Source organism: Pseudomonas sp. 01L34, from assembly GCF_056400265.1.
Genome location: NZ_JBFTSX010000005.1, coordinates 20,207 through 36,662, shown reverse-complemented (window position 1 = coordinate 36,662; position 16,456 = coordinate 20,207). Strand labels below are relative to the sequence as shown.

General features: G+C 59.2%; 21 protein-coding genes. 11 read left to right on the top strand and 10 right to left on the bottom strand.

The annotated features are described in order from the left end of the window. Positions 1 to 95 precede the first annotated feature (95 nt). The 8 genes from hisG to AC1DQM_RS15625 form a co-directional block, all read right to left on the bottom strand. Positions 96 to 731: an ATP phosphoribosyltransferase gene (hisG, locus tag AC1DQM_RS15660; protein ID WP_007941260.1), complete on the bottom strand. Its 636-nt coding sequence runs from the start codon at positions 729 to 731 to the stop codon at positions 96 to 98. Between the two features lie 126 nt (positions 732 to 857). Then, positions 858 to 2,123, bottom strand: coding sequence for a UDP-N-acetylglucosamine 1-carboxyvinyltransferase (gene murA, locus AC1DQM_RS15655; protein WP_018927195.1), 1,266 nt, complete (start codon positions 2,121 to 2,123; stop codon positions 858 to 860). Between the two features lie 22 nt (positions 2,124 to 2,145). Continuing rightward, positions 2,146 to 2,385 (bottom strand): BolA family protein, encoded by a 240-nt coding sequence (locus AC1DQM_RS15650; RefSeq protein ID WP_018927196.1) that lies wholly within the window; start codon positions 2,383 to 2,385, stop codon positions 2,146 to 2,148. 114 nt (positions 2,386 to 2,499) lie between these two features. Further along, positions 2,500 to 2,805 (bottom strand): STAS domain-containing protein, encoded by a 306-nt coding sequence (locus AC1DQM_RS15645; protein ID WP_018927197.1) that lies wholly within the window; start codon positions 2,803 to 2,805, stop codon positions 2,500 to 2,502. Next, positions 2,802 to 3,455 carry an MlaC/ttg2D family ABC transporter substrate-binding protein gene (locus tag AC1DQM_RS15640; protein ID WP_018927198.1) on the bottom strand — a complete coding sequence of 218 codons (654 nt, stop codon included), beginning with the start codon at positions 3,453 to 3,455 and terminating at the stop codon, positions 2,802 to 2,804. The genes AC1DQM_RS15645 and AC1DQM_RS15640 overlap by 4 nt, the downstream gene beginning before the upstream one ends. Positions 3,456 to 3,466: 11 nt before the next feature. Next, positions 3,467 to 3,934: an outer membrane lipid asymmetry maintenance protein MlaD gene (mlaD, locus tag AC1DQM_RS15635; RefSeq protein ID WP_007941252.1), complete on the bottom strand. Its 468-nt coding sequence runs from the start codon at positions 3,932 to 3,934 to the stop codon at positions 3,467 to 3,469. Continuing rightward, positions 3,934 to 4,731: a lipid asymmetry maintenance ABC transporter permease subunit MlaE gene (mlaE, locus tag AC1DQM_RS15630; RefSeq protein WP_026286502.1), complete on the bottom strand. Its 798-nt coding sequence runs from the start codon at positions 4,729 to 4,731 to the stop codon at positions 3,934 to 3,936. The genes mlaD and mlaE overlap by 1 nt, the downstream gene beginning before the upstream one ends. Further along, positions 4,731 to 5,540 (bottom strand): ATP-binding cassette domain-containing protein, encoded by an 810-nt coding sequence (locus tag AC1DQM_RS15625; protein WP_018927201.1) that lies wholly within the window; start codon positions 5,538 to 5,540, stop codon positions 4,731 to 4,733. Before AC1DQM_RS15625 ends, mlaE begins: the two co-directional genes overlap by 1 nt. A gap of 276 nt (positions 5,541 to 5,816) precedes the next feature. Between AC1DQM_RS15625 and AC1DQM_RS15620 the strand changes: the two genes are divergently transcribed. The 10 genes from AC1DQM_RS15620 to AC1DQM_RS15575 all read left to right on the top strand — a co-directional run bounded on the left by AC1DQM_RS15620 (position 5,817) and on the right by AC1DQM_RS15575 (position 12,838). Further along, a complete protein-coding gene (locus AC1DQM_RS15620) occupies positions 5,817 to 6,791 on the top strand; it encodes a KpsF/GutQ family sugar-phosphate isomerase (RefSeq protein WP_064620295.1) in 975 nt (324 codons plus the stop codon). After that, positions 6,791 to 7,315 carry a KdsC family phosphatase gene (locus tag AC1DQM_RS15615; RefSeq protein WP_019647657.1) on the top strand — a complete coding sequence of 175 codons (525 nt, stop codon included), beginning with the start codon at positions 6,791 to 6,793 and terminating at the stop codon, positions 7,313 to 7,315. The genes AC1DQM_RS15620 and AC1DQM_RS15615 overlap by 1 nt, the downstream gene beginning before the upstream one ends. Positions 7,316 to 7,322: 7 nt before the next feature. Beyond that, positions 7,323 to 7,895: an LPS export ABC transporter periplasmic protein LptC gene (gene lptC, locus AC1DQM_RS15610; protein ID WP_019581167.1), complete on the top strand. Its 573-nt coding sequence runs from the start codon at positions 7,323 to 7,325 to the stop codon at positions 7,893 to 7,895. Continuing rightward, positions 7,882 to 8,427 (top strand): lipopolysaccharide transport periplasmic protein LptA, encoded by a 546-nt coding sequence (gene lptA, locus AC1DQM_RS15605; protein ID WP_064620302.1) that lies wholly within the window; start codon positions 7,882 to 7,884, stop codon positions 8,425 to 8,427. The genes lptC and lptA overlap by 14 nt, the downstream gene beginning before the upstream one ends. Next, positions 8,427 to 9,152, top strand: a complete 726-nt coding sequence (gene lptB / locus AC1DQM_RS15600) for an LPS export ABC transporter ATP-binding protein (protein ID WP_018927206.1) — start codon at positions 8,427 to 8,429, stop codon at positions 9,150 to 9,152. The genes lptA and lptB overlap by 1 nt, the downstream gene beginning before the upstream one ends. A gap of 184 nt (positions 9,153 to 9,336) precedes the next feature. After that, positions 9,337 to 10,830, top strand: coding sequence for an RNA polymerase factor sigma-54 (locus AC1DQM_RS15595; protein WP_064620307.1), 1,494 nt, complete (start codon positions 9,337 to 9,339; stop codon positions 10,828 to 10,830). A 74-nt stretch (positions 10,831 to 10,904) separates the two neighbouring features. Then, a complete protein-coding gene (gene hpf / locus AC1DQM_RS15590; RefSeq protein WP_007941242.1) occupies positions 10,905 to 11,213 on the top strand; it encodes a ribosome hibernation-promoting factor, HPF/YfiA family in 309 nt (102 codons plus the stop codon). A 12-nt stretch (positions 11,214 to 11,225) separates the two neighbouring features. Next, entirely contained in the window at positions 11,226 to 11,690 is a 465-nt protein-coding gene (gene ptsN, locus AC1DQM_RS15585; RefSeq protein ID WP_018927208.1) for a PTS IIA-like nitrogen regulatory protein PtsN, read from the top strand. Positions 11,691 to 11,692: 2 nt separating this feature from the next. Beyond that, the gene (gene rapZ, locus AC1DQM_RS15580) at positions 11,693 to 12,550 is read left to right on the top strand and encodes an RNase adapter RapZ (protein WP_018927209.1); all 858 of its coding nucleotides are present in this window, start codon (positions 11,693 to 11,695) and stop codon (positions 12,548 to 12,550) included. A gap of 15 nt (positions 12,551 to 12,565) precedes the next feature. Further along, positions 12,566 to 12,838, top strand: coding sequence for an HPr family phosphocarrier protein (locus tag AC1DQM_RS15575; RefSeq protein WP_018927210.1), 273 nt, complete (start codon positions 12,566 to 12,568; stop codon positions 12,836 to 12,838). Between the two features lie 129 nt (positions 12,839 to 12,967). On the opposite strand, the gene pmbA is transcribed toward AC1DQM_RS15575, so the two are convergent. Beyond that, positions 12,968 to 14,314: a metalloprotease PmbA gene (pmbA, locus tag AC1DQM_RS15570; protein WP_019581170.1), complete on the bottom strand. Its 1,347-nt coding sequence runs from the start codon at positions 14,312 to 14,314 to the stop codon at positions 12,968 to 12,970. Positions 14,315 to 14,422: 108 nt separating this feature from the next. On the opposite strand from pmbA, the gene yjgA reads away from it, so the two are divergent. After that, positions 14,423 to 14,947 carry a ribosome biogenesis factor YjgA gene (gene yjgA, locus AC1DQM_RS15565; RefSeq protein WP_477746468.1) on the top strand — a complete coding sequence of 175 codons (525 nt, stop codon included), beginning with the start codon at positions 14,423 to 14,425 and terminating at the stop codon, positions 14,945 to 14,947. Between the two features lie 60 nt (positions 14,948 to 15,007). Here yjgA and tldD read toward each other — a convergent pair whose 3' ends face one another. Further along, the gene (gene tldD, locus AC1DQM_RS15560) at positions 15,008 to 16,450 is read right to left on the bottom strand and encodes a metalloprotease TldD (RefSeq protein ID WP_018927212.1); all 1,443 of its coding nucleotides are present in this window, start codon (positions 16,448 to 16,450) and stop codon (positions 15,008 to 15,010) included. Positions 16,451 to 16,456: the final 6 nt, after the last annotated feature.

Sequence of the window (16,456 nt, the reverse complement as noted above, 5' to 3'; positions counted from 1 at the left end):
CGGGCGCCCTAAGCTAGCCGTTGATCCGCTTGGGCACCCGAGAATTCTGGCTATGAGGCGGATAGACGGGCGCGACTCAAGGTCGCGCAGGTGAATCAGCCGCGGTGTCGAGACTCCACTGCCTTGCGCAGGGTGTCGATCAACGCCTGGATACGGGCATGCTGCATTTTCATCGACGCCTTGTTGACGATCAGACGGGAGCTGATGGCAGCGATGAAATCCTGTGGCTCCAGGCCATTGGCCCGCAGCGTGTTACCGGTGTCGACCACGTCGATGATCTTGTCCGCCAGGCCGATCAGCGGCGCCAGTTCCATCGAGCCGTAGAGCTTGATGATGTCGACCTGACGACCCTGTTCGGCATAGTAGCGCTTGGCGACGTTGACGAACTTGGTGGCAATGCGCAGACGGCCCTTGGGCTCGACTGCGCCGACTTTACCGGCCGTCATCAGTTTGCACTGGGCGATTTGCAGGTCCAGCGGTTCGTACAGACCCTGGCCGCCGTATTCCATCAGCACGTCTTTACCGGCGACGCCCAGATCGGCGGCACCATGCTCGACATAGGTCGGCACATCGGTGGCACGCACGATCAGCAAGCGCACATCGGCCTGGGTCGTGGGGATGATCAGCTTGCGGCTCTTGTCCGGATTCTCGGTCGGCACGATGCCCGCTTCAGCCAGAAGCGGCAGGGTGTCGTCAAGGATGCGGCCCTTGGACAGTGCGATAGTCAACATGGGAAACGTCAGTCCTTATCAAGGTACTCATGCCCGGTCGCAAACGGCGCCGGACACACATCGAGCCGGAAACCGGCTCGACTTCAACAAATCAACGGACGCGTCCCTGCGCCCATGCAGCAGAAACTAGCCCGGTACGCGGCGGATCTTGGCGCCGAGCATCTGCAGCTTCTCTTCGATGCACTCATAACCACGGTCGATGTGGTAGATGCGATCGATCAGGGTATCGCCTTCGGCGATCAGCGCCGAGATCACCAGGCTGGCCGAAGCACGCAGGTCGGTGGCCATGACTGGCGCGCCCTTGAGCTTTTCGATGCCGGTGACGATGGCGGTGTTGCCTTCAACCTGAATGTGCGCGCCCATGCGGTGCAGTTCGTAAACGTGCATGAAACGGTTTTCGAAGATCGTCTCGATCACAGCACCAGTTCCTTCGGCAATGGCGTTGAGGGAGATGAATTGCGCTTGCATGTCGGTCGGGAACGCCGGGTATGGAGCGGTCCGCACGTTGACGGCTTTCGGCCGCTTGCCGTGCATGTTCAGCTCGATCCAGTCTTCACCGGTGGTGATTTCGGCGCCGGATTCACGAAGTTTTTCCAGAACGGCTTCGAGTATGGTCGGATCGGTGTCCTTGACCTTCACACGCCCGCCGGTGACCGCTGCCGCCACCAGATAGGTGCCGGTCTCGATACGGTCAGGCATCACTTTGTAAGTGGTCGTGTGCAGACGCTCGACGCCATCGATGGTGATGGTGTCGGTGCCGGCGCCGGAAACCTTCGCGCCCATGGCGTTCAGGAAGTTCGCCAGGTCGACGACTTCAGGCTCGCGAGCGGCGTTGGCCAGAACGCTGCGGCCCTTGGCCAGAGCGGCCGCCATCATGATGTTCTCGGTACCGGTCACGCTGACGGTGTCGAAGAAGAAGTGCGCACCGCGCAGGCCGCCTTCAGGGGCCTTGGCCTTGATGTAGCCGCCTTCGACGTCGATGACCGCGCCCATGGCTTCAAGACCACGGATGTGCAGGTCAACCGGACGCGAACCGATGGCGCAACCGCCAGGCAGTGCAACTTCGGCTTCACCGAAACGGGCAACCATCGGGCCCAGCACCAGGATCGAGGCGCGCATGGTTTTAACCAGTTCGTACGGCGCGATCAGGGTCTTGATGGTGCGTGGGTCGATTTCGACGCTGAGCTTCTCGTCGATCACCGGCTCAATGCCCATGCGACCGAACAGCTCGATCATGGTGGTGATGTCGTGCAGGTGCGGCAGGTTGGCCACGGTCACCGGGCCATCGCACAGCAAGGTGGCAGCCAGGATCGGCAAGGCCGAGTTCTTTGCCCCGGAGATGCGGATCTCGCCATCAAGACGAGCGCCACCAGTAATAATCAATTTATCCATAAGAATCTCGACGCCCTTGGGCTCAGGTGCGCTCGGCCCAGGCCGCGCTGCTGAAAAATTTCATAGTGACCGCATGGATGCTGCCATCGACAATCCACGGGTTCAAATGGGCATAGACCTGCTGCTGACGCTTCACCGGGCTCAACGCCGCCAGTTCATCGCTAATCACGTTCAGCTGGAAATTGCAGCCTTCGCCTTCAACTTCCACCTTCGTGTTTGGCAGCTTTCCTTCAAGGAAGCTCTTCACTTCTACGGCCTGCATGCTCAACCTCAATCGGCGCCCTGTGCGCGCGGGTCGGACATCATACAAAAAAGCCCCGCGCCTGCGAACCCCGCGAAGCAGGACTCTGACGGGGGGCTTCTTTATAGATGCGGTTCAGGGGTGCGCCAACAGCTCGGTCAATTCGCTGACCTGAGCGATTTTGCGCATGTCTTCGGGCATCGCGCGAATGCTCACGGCCTTGCCGGCCACCTGGGCATCGCGCATGAAGCACAGCAGCAGCGACAAGCCGACACTGCTGGACTTCTCCACTGCGGAGCAATCGACCACCAGCGCAGGCGCCTTGCTGGACTTGATCAGTACCTGCCCCTGCTTGCGCAAGTTCGGGCCGGTCCGGTAATCCAGCACACCGCTGAGCAGCAGCTCGCCGGTTTCGCTCATGCGAATGGCCGACTCACTCATTGGGCTTTCTTCTCGACAGCTTTTTCGGTGTTTTCCTTGGCTTTGGCGACTTCCCCGGCCCAACCATTGATGGTCTTGTCCAGGTCGTTGCCATTGCGCTGCATCGCATCAGCGAACTGATCGCGGAATAGCTTGCCGATATTGATGCCGTTGATGATGACGTTACGCAGCTTCCATTCGCCGTTGATCTTTTCGAGTGTGTAAGACACGGGATAGATCGCGCCGCTGCTGCCTTTGACCGTCATGCCAACGCTGGTACGGTCTCCCGATTCATCCTTGGCAGGCTCAACAGTAATGCCCTGGTTGTTGTATTCGAGCAATGCGTTGCCATAAAACTGGAACAGACCTTTTTTGAAGTTTTCTTCAAACGTCTTCATTTGCTCGGGCGTTGCTTTGCGCGAGTATTTGACGGTCATGATGCTTTTGGAAATGCCCTCGGCATCCACCACAGGACCGACGATGGTGTTCAACGCCGTATAAAAGTCTTGTGGATCCTGTTTGTACTTCTCTTTATTGGCCGACAGGTCGGCGAGCATCCGGGTCGTGGTGTCCTGAACCAGATCGTGCGCCGACTGCGCCGCCATGGCGTTAGCCATCAACGGCAAGGCCGCGAGCAATATCAACAGGCCACGTCGCAAGATAGAGATCATTGAAAAGCTCCTCATTTGGCGTCTTTGCTAACGGTATTGAGCAGAAATTTACCGATCAGGTCCTCGAGCACCAGCGACGACTGCGTGTCGTGGATGGTTCCACCATCCTTGAGCAGGGCTTGTTCCCCACCCACACTGATACCGATGTATTTCTCACCCAACAGGCCAGCGGTCAGGATAGATGCAGTGGAGTCAGTCGGCAGGTTATCTACGCGCTTTTCCAGTTGCATGGTCACCCGACCGGTGAAGCTGTCGCGATCCAGATCGATCGCAGTGACCTTGCCAATGGTCACACCGGCCATGGTCACTTTAGCTCTGACAGTCAAACCGGCGATATTATCGAAATATGCATAAAGTTTATAAGTATCGGTGCTCGGGCTCGGGGACAGGCCACTGACCCGCAACGCAAGCAACAGCAAAGCCAGGATGCCAGCCAGCAAGAAAAGGCCGACACCGATTTCCAGGGTGCGGTTTTGCATCAGAAATCTCCAAACATCAAGGCGGTCAGAATAAAGTCCAGGCCGAGTACCGCCAAAGAGGCGTACACCACGGTCTTGGTAGTGGCACGACTGATCCCCTCGGAAGTGGGCTCGCAGTCATAGCCTTGGAATACGGCGATCCAGGTCACGACGAAGGCAAAAACGATGCTTTTGATAATGCCGTTGAGCACATCGTCGACAAACGTCACGCTGTTTTGCATGTTCGACCAGTAGGAGCCTTCATAGACACCCAGCCAGTCGACGGCCACCCACGAACCGCCCCAGATACCCACCACGCTGAAAATCATTGCCAGCACCGGCAGGGAAATGAAGCCGGCCCACAGGCGCGGAGCAATAATGTACTTGAGCGGGTCAACCCCGATCATTTCCAGACTGGACAGTTGCTCGGTGGATTTCATGTTGCCGATTTCGGCGGTCAGCGCCGAACCCGCACGCCCGGCGAACAGCAAGGCCGTGACGACCGGCCCCAGTTCACGCAGCAGTGTCAGCGCAACCATCTGCCCGACAGCCTGCTCCGAGCCATAGCTGGACAGGATATTGAAGCCCTGCAGCGCCAGCACCATACCGATGAACACCCCGGAGACCACGATGATCACCAGGGACATCACGCCAACCGAATGCAGTTGCTTGACCAGCAGGCCAAAACTGCCGCCGATGCCACCGCGACCGAGCAAGGCATGAAACAGGAACAGCGCCGAACGCCCGAATACCGCCAGCACATCGATGCCGGCGTGGCCGAAACGGCGCACTCTTTCTATTAATGAAATCTTGCGCATCAGCGCTTCCCCAGAAGATCTGCGCGGTAATCCGTCGCTGGAAAGTGGTATGCGACCGGGCCGTCGGGTTCGCCAGTCATGAACTGGCGAATCCGTGGTTCCTGCGAAGTCATCAATTCCTTGGGTGTGCCCTGCCCCAACACTTGCCCGTCACCCACCACAATGATGTAGTCGGCGATGCTCGCGGTCTCGGCCAGATCGTGGGAGACCACGATGCTGGTGATGCCCAGCGCATCGTTGAGCAGGCGGATCAGGCGCACCAGCACGCCCATGGCGATCGGGTCCTGGCCGACAAAAGGCTCGTCGTACATGAGAATTTGCGGATCGAGGGCAATCGCCCGGGCCAGCGCGACTCGACGTTTCATGCCGCCGGACAATTCGTCAGGCATCAGGTCAATGGCGCCACGCAAGCCCACGGCTTGCAATTTGAGCAGGACAATATCGCGAATCATCTCTTCCGGCAGTGTGGTATGAACACGCAGCGGAAAGGCGACGTTCTCGAATACATCGAGATCGGTAAACAGCGCGCCGCTCTGAAACAGCACGCCCATGTGCTTGCGCGCATCGAACAAATCGCTGCGCGACAATGTTGGCAGGTTCTGGCCATTGACCCAGACTTCGCCGCTGGTGGGGCGCAATTGGGCCCCCATCAACCGCAACAGCGTGGTCTTGCCACACCCGGAAGGCCCCATGATGCCGGTGACCTTGCCGCGTGGTATGCGGATATCGATGTTATTGAAAATGCTGCGCGCACCGCGCTTGAAGGTCAGTCCCTTCAGCTCGACCGCGTAGGCGTTATCGGCACTCATCTAAACTCCTTGCGATGCAGCCTCTCACTCGGACGCCTGGCTTTCTGACGAAAGCACATACCTTCCCGGGCAGGCCGAACTGGCGGCGAACTATATCACTGCAAATGCCAAGCGCCCAAGGCCCAAGCCGGGCACGTTCAGCAACATGACCACCTGAAATCATCTATTTAGAGGGTCTCGGTAACAAGGAATGACAAACCGCGACGAACTTGCGTGAGGGTTTTGATCATTACCGTTATAATCGCCGCCTTTTCATCAGGCTATACGATTTCTGACATGAGCCAATCCAGCGACCTGATTCAATCTGCACAACGCACCATCCGTCTCGAACTGGAAGCCGTGCAAGGCTTGTTACCCCATATCGACGCGGATTTCGTACGCGCTTGCGAGATGATTCTGGCCAGCAAAGGCCGCGTAGTCGTGGTCGGCATGGGCAAATCGGGGCACATCGGCAACAAGATTGCCGCCACCCTGGCCAGCACCGGCACCACGGCGTTCTTCGTGCATCCAGCCGAAGCCAGCCACGGCGACATGGGTATGATCACGCGTGACGACATCATCCTGGCACTGTCGAACTCCGGTTCCACCAATGAAATCGTTACCCTGCTGCCACTGATCAAGCGCCTGGGCATCAAATTGATCAGCGTCACCGGCAATCCCGACTCGGCACTGGCCAAGGCTGCCGAGGTCAACCTCAACGTTCACGTCGAGCACGAAGCCTGCCCGCTGAACCTGGCGCCAACCTCATCGACCACCGCCGCTCTGGTGATGGGCGATGCCCTGGCGGTGGCGCTGCTGGAAGCCCGCGGTTTTACCGCTGAAGATTTCGCTTTTTCCCACCCAGGCGGCGCACTTGGCCGACGCTTGCTTCTGAAAGTGGAAAACGTCATGCACGCCGGGCAAGAGCTGCCGCAGGTTCAGCGCGGCACCCTGCTCAAGGACGCATTGATGGAAATGACCCGCAAGGGCCTGGGCATGACCGTGATTCTGGAAGCCAACGGTAAACTTGCCGGGATCTTCACCGACGGCGATCTGCGTCGCACCCTGGACCGCAGCATCGACATCCACAGCGCCACCATCGAGCAGGTGATGACCGCCCACGGCAAGACCGCACGTGCCGAGATGCTTGCCGCCGAGGCGCTGAAAATCATGGAAGACCACAAGATCAACGCATTGGTCGTGGTCGACAGCGAAGACCGCCCGGTCGGCGCCTTGAACATGCACGATTTGCTGCGCGCTGGAGTAATGTAATGAGCACGGACCTGCTGCAACGCGGCAAACAGATCAAACTGGCGGTATTCGACGTCGACGGCGTGCTGACCGACGGGCGCCTGTACTTCCTCGAAGACGGCAGCGAATTCAAGACCTTCAACACGCTCGACGGCCAAGGCATCAAGATGTTGATGGCAGCCGGCGTGCAGACCGCTATCATCAGCGGACGCAAGACCCCGGTGGTCGAACGACGGGCCAAGAACCTCGGCATTCCACACCTGTACCAGGGTCGCGAAGACAAACTGGTGGTGCTCGACGAGCTCCTTGCCCAACTCAACCTGAACTATGAACAAGTGGCCTACCTCGGCGACGACCTGCCGGACCTGCCGGTGATTCGCCGCGTCGGTCTGGGCATGGCCGTGGCCAACGCCGCCAGCTTCGTGCGCGAACACGCCCACGGTATCACCCAGGCCCGTGGCGGCGAGGGTGCCGCGCGCGAATTCTGCGAATTGATCCTGCGCGCCCAGGGCCGCCTCGATGCGGCCAACGCCGCGTACCTGTGAGCCCATCATGCTGAGCAAAAAGATTCGCAACATCCTGATATTCGGTTGCATCGCGGCGCTATTCGCTGCGGTCGGCTATTGGAACATCAGCCCGGAACGCTTCCTCGACAAGCCAGTGGCGCATGTCGATGAAGCCATGATCGACTATTACGCAACCAACGCCCACAGCGTGCAGTACCTGCCGGACGGCAAACTGCAGTATGAAATGACGTCCGACAAGGTCGAACACCTGAAGGCGACGGAAGTGACGTTGCTGTCCAACCCTGACCTGAACATGTTTCGTGGCACCGAATTCCCTTGGCACGTCCAGAGCGAACGCGGCGAAGTCAACCCGGACGGCACCCAGGTCGAGCTGATCGACTCGGTACGTATCACGCGTTTCGACGAAAAAAACCGTAAAACCCTGATTACCACCACCCGTATGACAGTGTTCCCGCAGCAGCAATATGCGCAGACCGATCAACCCGTTAGAATCGACGGCGCCGGCGGTGTATCGACAGGCAACGGAATGAAAGCGTACTTGAAAGAAAGCAGGATACACCTGCTATCGAACGTAAGAGGACAGTATGAGGCTCGTTAAAACCCTCCCTATTTTGCTCAGTCTGAGCGCAGCACTGGGAAGCGTGAGCGCCTGGGCTCTGCCGACCGATCAAGCGCAGCCTATCCGCATCCAGGCCGACGACGCCCAACTGGACGACAAGAACGGTGTTGCCACCTATAAAGGTGATGTGATCATCACTCAGGGCTCGATGATCGTTAAGGGCAACACCGTGACCATCACCCGCACGCCAACAGGCGAGATCGATGTGGTGACCTCGGTGGGCAACCTCGCCTACTTCGAGCAACTGCAGACCGCTGGCGACACCAAGCCTGTTCAGGGTTGGGGCGTGACCATCCAATATCACGCCGCGCAAAACCGCGTCGTACTGATCGACAAGGCCAAAGTTGTCGACAAGGACAACAACGTCACCCAGGGCGAAAAAATCGTCTATGACACGATCAAGAAACTCGCCAGCGCCGGTCGCGCCACGGGCAGCAAGGTCACCGAGACACGTCCGCGTATCGACATGGTGATCCAGCCGAAGAAGAAAACCGACGAGAAAACCCAGTAATGGCAACTCTGAAAGCTCAGCATCTGGCCAAGAGCTACAAGAGCCGCCAGGTCGTGCGTGACGTCAGCCTGTCCATCGACAGCGGCCAGATCGTCGGCCTGCTTGGCCCCAACGGCGCCGGCAAAACCACCTGTTTTTACATGATCGTGGGTCTGGTACAGGCCGATCAGGGTCGCGTACTGATCGATGACCTGGACGTCAGCCACCAGCCGATGCACGGTCGCGCGAAGGCCGGTATCGGCTATCTTCCGCAAGAAGCGTCGATCTTCCGCAAGCTGTCGGTGACCGACAATATCATGGCCATCCTCGAGACCCGCAAGGAGCTCGACAAGGCCGGTCGCCGCAAAGAGCTGGAAAGCCTGCTGCAGGAATTTCACATCCACCACATTCGTGACAGCCTTGGCATGAGCCTGTCCGGTGGTGAACGCCGTCGGGTGGAAATCGCCCGGGCACTGGCCACCAACCCGAAATTCATCCTCCTCGACGAACCCTTCGCCGGCGTGGACCCGATCTCGGTGGGCGACATCAAGCAGATCATCCACCACCTCAAGGCCAAAGGCATTGGCGTGCTGATCACTGACCACAACGTCCGTGAAACCCTGGACATCTGCGAAACCGCCTACATCGTCAACGATGGCCAGCTGATCGCTGAAGGCGACTCCGCCACCATCCTGGCCAACGAACTGGTCAAGGAAGTGTATCTGGGCCATGAGTTCCGCCTGTAAGCGCTGAGGTGCCTGGCCAGTCGCCTTGGTGCTCATATCAATAAAAAATCAATAGTTTTTTATTGTTACAGCGCTCTAGGCAAACACTTCAGTTTCAGGCATATAATTTGCTTATGTTTGGCGCTTCGGCGCCCTGTAGTGGATGGCGCATGTGCGCCGGCGAATAAGGTGTTAAGCCCCTGCCATGAAACCATCGCTAGTCTTGAGAATGGGCCAGCAGCTGACGATGACACCGCAGCTGCAACAGGCCATCCGCCTGCTCCAATTGTCGACCCTGGACCTGCAACAGGAAATCCAGGAGGCCCTGGAGTCCAATCCGATGCTCGAACGCCAGGAAGAAGGCGACGACTTCGATAACGCAGACCCCTTGGCCGACAAAGCCGAACAGCAACCCAACACCGACATTCAGGAACCCTCCTACCAGGAAACCGCCCCGACGGTGGATAACCTTGAGGAAGGCGACTGGAACGAGCGCATTCCCAACGAATTGCCTGTCGATACCGCCTGGGAAGACGTCTACCAGACCAGCGCCAGCAGCCTGCCGAGCAACGATGACGACGAGTGGGATTTCACCACCCGTACTTCGGCCGGTGAAAGCCTGCAAAGCCATTTGCTCTGGCAACTGAACCTGGCACCGATGTCCGACACCGATCGCCTGATCGCCGTGACCCTGATCGACTGCATCAACAATCAGGGCTATCTGGACGAAACCCTCGAGGAAATCCTCGAGGCCTTCGATCCGGAACTGGACATCGAACTGGACGAAATCGAAGCCGTCCTGCACCGCATCCAGCAATTCGAGCCCGCCGGTATCGGCGCCCGCAACCTCGGTGAATGCCTGCTGCTGCAACTGCGCCAACTGCCCGCCAAGACCCCTTGGCTGACCGAGGCCAAGCGCCTGGTCACCGATTACATCGACCTGCTCGGCAGCCGCGACTACAGCCAGCTGATGCGCCGCATGAAGCTCAAGGAAGATGAACTGCGCCAGGTGATCGAACTGGTCCAGAGCCTCAACCCGCGCCCGGGGTCGCAAATCGAGTCCACCGAAGCCGAATACGTCGTTCCCGACGTGATCGTGCGCAAGGACAACGAGCGCTGGCTGGTGGAACTGAACCAGGAGTCGGTGCCGCGCCTGCGGGTCAACGCCCAATATGCCGGCTTCGTACGCCGCGCCGATACCAGCGCTGACAACACCTTCATGCGTAATCAGTTGCAGGAGGCTCGCTGGTTCATCAAGAGCCTGCAAAGCCGCAACGAAACCCTGATGAAAGTGGCCACCCAGATCGTCGAGCATCAACGCGGCTTCCTGGAGTACGGCGACGAGGCCATGAAACCGCTGGTGCTGCATGACATCGCTGAAGCGGTGGGCATGCACGAATCGACGATTTCACGGGTGACCACGCAAAAATTCATGCATACCCCACGGGGCATCTATGAACTGAAATACTTTTTTTCCAGCCACGTCAGCACCTCCGAAGGCGGTGAATGCTCGTCTACGGCGATCCGCGCGATCATCAAAAAACTGGTTGCCGCGGAAAATCAGAAAAAGCCGTTGAGTGACAGCAAGATCGCTGGTTTACTGGAGGCACAAGGCATTCAGGTGGCTCGCCGCACCGTCGCCAAGTACCGCGAATCCCTGGGAATCGCGCCTTCGAGCGAACGCAAGCGGTTGATGTAGAGCCACGCCACAGCGTTCCAGTGGTAGATCATCGGATCTACCGCTTTATGCACTGGCAACGAAGGAGAAGCTGTATGCAAGTCAACATCAGTGGACACCAACTGGAAGTGACCGAACCTCTTCGCACCTACATCGGCGAAAAACTCGAACGATTAGAGAGGCATTTCGACAAGATCACCAACGTGCAGGTCACGATGACGGTCGAGAAGCTCAAGCAGAAAATCGAAGCCACGCTGCATATTCCCGGCAATGAGGTGGTCGCTAACGCGGAACATACCGATATGTACGCAGCGATCGACGCACTGACCGACAAGCTGGATAAACAACTCAAAAAGCATAAGGAAAAGACCCAGAGCCTCCTCCAGGGCGCGACCGGTCGTTAACACTCCCAACCCATGATCCGACTTGAAAGCATCCTGACCCCCGGCCGTTCCCTGGTGAACGTGCCGGGCGGCAGTAAAAAGAAAGCCCTCGAGCAAATTGCCAACCTCATCCATCGCGAAGTGCCGGATCTGGCCATGCAGGATGTCTTCGAGAGTCTGGTCGCCCGTGAAAAACTCGGTTCCACCGGCTTTGGCAACGGTATCGCCATCCCCCACTGCCGTCTCAAGGGCTGCGGATCGCCCATCAGTGCCTTGATGCACCTGGATGCACCCATCGATTTCGACGCCATCGACGGCGCTCCGGTTGACCTGCTGTTTGTACTGCTGGTCCCCGAAGCCGCCACCGATGCGCACCTGGAGTTGCTGCGCCAGATCGCCAGCATGCTTGATCGCAAGGAAGTGCGTGAAAAACTGCGCAGCGCCCCGAGCAACGAAGCCTTGTATCAGGTTGTCCTGGACGAGCAAAACGGTCACTAATCATGCGCCTGATCATCGTCAGCGGCCGCTCCGGCTCAGGTAAAAGCACTGCCCTTGATGTTCTCGAGGACAACGGCTACTACTGCATCGACAACCTGCCGGCCGGTCTGTTGCCGGAACTGGCCGAACGCGCACTGATTCACACCGAACTGGCACAACCGCTGGTGGCCGTGTCCATCGATGCACGCAACTTGCCGAGCCACCTGTCACGGTTTCCCGAATTGCTGGAAGAAGTCCGCAGCCGGCATATCCAGTGCGATGTGCTGTATCTGGACGCCGATGAAGAGACCCTGCTCAAACGATTTTCGGAAACCCGCCGCCGTCACCCGCTGAGCAGTGCCAATCGCTCGCTGGCGGAGGCGATAGAGGATGAAACCAATCTGCTGGGGCCGATCGCCGACCTGGCCGACCTCAAGGTCAACACCACCAATCTGAACCTGTATCAGCTGCGCGATACCATCAAGCTGCGCCTGCTGAATCAGCCGGAGCCCGGTACTGCGTTTCTGGTGGAGTCTTTCGGGTTCAAGCGTGGCATGCCGGTGGACGCCGATCTGGTGTTCGACGTGCGCTGCCTGCCCAACCCCTACTGGAAGCCGGAGCTACGAGCTCAATCCGGGCTCGATCAACCGGTGGCCGACTACCTGGCGGCGCAGCCGGATGTCGAGGAAATGTTCCAGGACATTTCCTCCTACCTGCTCAAGTGGCTGCCCCGCTTTGCCGCCAGCAACCGCGCCTATGTCACCATTGCCATTGGCTGCACCGGCGGGCATCACCGCTCTGTCTACCTGACCGAACGTCTGGGCCAGGTCCTGCAACAATCCCTGAAGAACGTCCAGGTTCGCCACCGCGACCTCAGCTAAAGGATTCACATCGCGATGCCTGCTCTGGAAATCGAAATCATCAACAAGCTGGGCCTGCATGCCCGCGCGTCTGCAAAATTCGTTGGCGTCGCCGGGCAGTTCCCTTGCCAGATCAGAGCTGGCCGTACACCGGAAACGATGGTCGATGGCAAAAGCATCATGGCCATGATGATGCTCGCAGCCGGCAAGGGCACCAAAATCCACCTGAAAACCGAAGGTGAACAAGAGCAGGAAGCTATGGATGCACTGGTGGCGCTGATCAACAACTTCTTCGACGAAGGCGAATAAAGATCAATGGATTTCGGCTTTCGGTTGCGCCCACAGATGCGTAGGCGCTGACGAAGCTGCGATATTTTGATCCAAAAAAAAAGCGCCACCCAATCGGGTGGCGCATTTTTTTTGTGCAGCAACCGCAGCTTAACTACCTGCCACCGTCATCCGCTCGATCAACACCGAACCTGTGCGAATGTTGCTGCGCAATTCCAGGTCATTACCGACCGCAATGATCTGCTTGAACATGTCGCGCATGTTGCCGGCAATAGTCACTTCCTGGACCGCGAACTGGATTTCGCCGTTCTCGACCCAGAAACCCGCTGCGCCACGGGAGTAATCGCCAGTGACCATGTTCAGGCCCTGCCCCATCAATTCAGTGACCAGCAGGCCACGACCCATGCGGCGCAACAAGGCCGCCTGATCTTCGTCGCCATGGGTGACGAACAGGTTGTGCACGCCGCCCGCATTCGCGGTGCTCGGCATGCCCAGCTTACGGCCGGAATAGGTGCCAAGCACATAGGACACCAGCTCGCCGTTTTCCACGAACGGCTTGGCGTAGGTCGCCAGGCCATCGCCGTCGAAGGCAGAGCTGCCCAAAGCGCGCATCAAGTGCGGACGTTCATCGATGGTCAGCCATTCCGGGAACAGTTTCTGCCCCAGCGTGCCTTCGAGGAACGAAGACTTGCGATACAGACTGCCGCCGGAAATCGCCGAGAGGAAACTGCCGAACAAACCGCCGGCCAGTTCCGCAGAAAACAGCACCGGCACTTCGCAGGTCGGTACCGGGCGTGCGCCCAAGCGGCTCGCCGCCCGTTGCGCGGCACGCTGGCCGATGCTCTCCGGGCTGGCCAACAAATTGCCCTGCCGGTTCACGTCGTACCAGTAATCACGCTGCATCTGGCCATCGGCTTCGGCGATCATCACGCAGCTGAGGCTGTGACGGGTCGAGGCGTAACCGCCGATAAAACCGTGGCTGTTGCCGTACACACGGCAACCCTGATGAGTGCTGAGGGTGGTGCCGTCGGCGTTCTTGATCCGACTGTCGGCGGCAAACGCCGCCGCTTCACAGGCCAGGGCCTGCTCGATGGCTCGCTCCGGTGTGATACTCCATTGGTGGAACAGGTCGAAATCCTGCAGCTCCTTGGCCATCAGCGCGGCATCCGCCAAGCCTGCGGCTTCGTCTTCGGACGTGTGCTTGGCAATCGCCAGCGCAGCAGCGACGGTTTCGCGAATCGCTTCCGAACCGCTGGCCGAGGTGCTGGCCGAGCCTTTGCGCTGCCCTACGTACAAGGTGATGCCAAAGCCCTGGTCGCGGTTGAACTCAACGGTTTCGACTTCCCGCTGACGCACCGTGGTCGACAGACCCTGCTCCAGCGACACCGCCACTTCACAGGCACTGGCGCCTTGGCGCTTGGCTTCAGCAATGATCTGCTCGACTTGCTCTTGCAGTGCCGGCAACGCTTGTGGGCCGACGCTTTCAACTGCACTCATGCTGTTCTCCACTCAAATTCTGCTTTCGGTAACGGTCATCGAGCGACCGGGCCGGACAAGCGGCCCCCGACTGGTTATCATGGCGGCGTTTCTTTGCGGACGGCCACCATGGTTGATTCTTACGACGACTCCCTCGATACGGGAGAAAAAAGCAAATCCCAGGTCAAACGCGAGCTGCATGCTCTGGTTGACCTCGGCGAGCGCCTTACAACACTCAAGCCTGACCTGCTGGCAAAACTGCCGTTGACCGACGCTTTGCGCCGGGCTCTGGCCGATGCGCCCAAGCACACCGCGAACATCGCGCGTAAACGGCACCTTCAGTTTATCGGCAAGCTGATGCGCGATCAGGACACTGGCGCCATTCTCACCCTGCTCGATCAACTCGATGCCTCCACCCGGCAGTACAACGAACGTTTCCACGGCTTGGAACGCTGGCGCGATCGCTTGATCGCAGGCGACGACTCCGTCCTGGAGAAGTTCGTCGTCGATTACCCGGAGGCCGATCGTCAACAATTGCGCTCCCTGATCCGTCAGGCCCAGCACGAACTGGCGACCAACAAGCCACCGGCTTCGAGCCGTAAAATCTTCAAGTACATCCGTGAGCTGGACGAGACTCAACGCGGTTTGCGTTAAGTCCCGAATCGGGTGAGTTGCCTCGCAACTCACCCGAAGCTTCACGTTTTCAAGAGCCCCTTACGATCCTGTGCCACCCACGGTGATCGCATCGATTTTCAGCGTTGGCTGGCCGACACCCACCGGCACCGACTGCCCATCCTTGCCACACGTTCCCACACCGCTGTCCAGCGCCAGATCATTACCAACCATCGACACCCGGCTCATGGCTTCCGGCCCGTTGCCGATCAACGTCGCGCCTTTGACCGGGGCGGTAATCTTGCCGTCTTCGATCAGGTACGCCTCGCTGGTGGAGAACACGAACTTGCCACTGGTGATGTCCACCTGACCGCCGCCGAGGTTGGCGCAGTAGATGCCTTTTTTCACCGAGGCGATGATTTCCGCCGGGTCGCTTTCGCCACCGAGCATGTAAGTGTTGGTCATGCGCGGCATCGGCAGGTGCGCGTAGGATTCGCGACGACCGTTGCCGGTGCGGGCCACGCCCATCAGGCGCGCGTTGAGCTTGTCCTGCATATAACCCTTGAGCACGCCGTTTTCGATCAGCGTTGTGCACTCGGTCGGCGTGCCTTCGTCGTCGACACTCAACGAACCTCGGCGGCCGGCGAGGGTGCCGTCATCGACGATGGTGCAAAGCTTCGATGCAACCATCTCGCCCATGCGCCCGCTGTAGGCCGAACTGCCCTTGCGGTTGAAATCGCCTTCCAGACCGTGACCGACGGCTTCGTGCAGCAACACGCCGGACCAACCCGAACCCAACACCACCGGCAACGTACCGGCCGGCGCCGGGATGGCTTCCAGATTCACCAGTGCCTGACGCAACGCTTCACGGGCATAACCCATGGCGCGGTCTTCGCTGAGGAAATAGCGGTAGTCGGTACGACCGCCACCGCCATGGCCGCCGCGCTCACGACGACCGTTCTGCTCGACGATCACGCTGACGTTGAAACGCACCAACGGCCGCACATCTGCCGCCAGGCCGCCATCGGTGGAGGCGATCAGAATCCGTTCCCAGACCCCGGCCATGCTCACGGTGACTTGCTGGATACGCGGGTCGAGGGCCCGGGTCGCCACGTCGATGCGCTTGAGCAGCTCGACTTTCTCGGCGCGGGTCATCACTTCCAGCGGGTTGTCCGGTCCGTACAACTGAGCGACATCCTGGGTAGTGAACGCCTGCACGGTGCCATTCTGCCCGGCCCGGGAGATCGAACGGGCCGCACGGGCCGCTGCGCCCAGCGCTTCGAGGGTGATCGCATTGCTGTAGGCGAAACCGGTTTTTTCACCCGATTGCGCACGCACGCCTACACCCTGGTCGAGGTTGAAGCTGCCTTCCTTGACGATCCCGTCTTCCAGCGCCCAGGACTCGGAAATCTGCCCCTGGAAATACAGGTCGGCGGCATCGATGCCCGGGCCGGCCAGATCGCCGAGCACACCCTGCAGGCTCTCGATCGTTACGCCGCCGGGCGCCAGGAGGTGTTCACTGACAGAGGACAACAACTCGCTCATATGCTT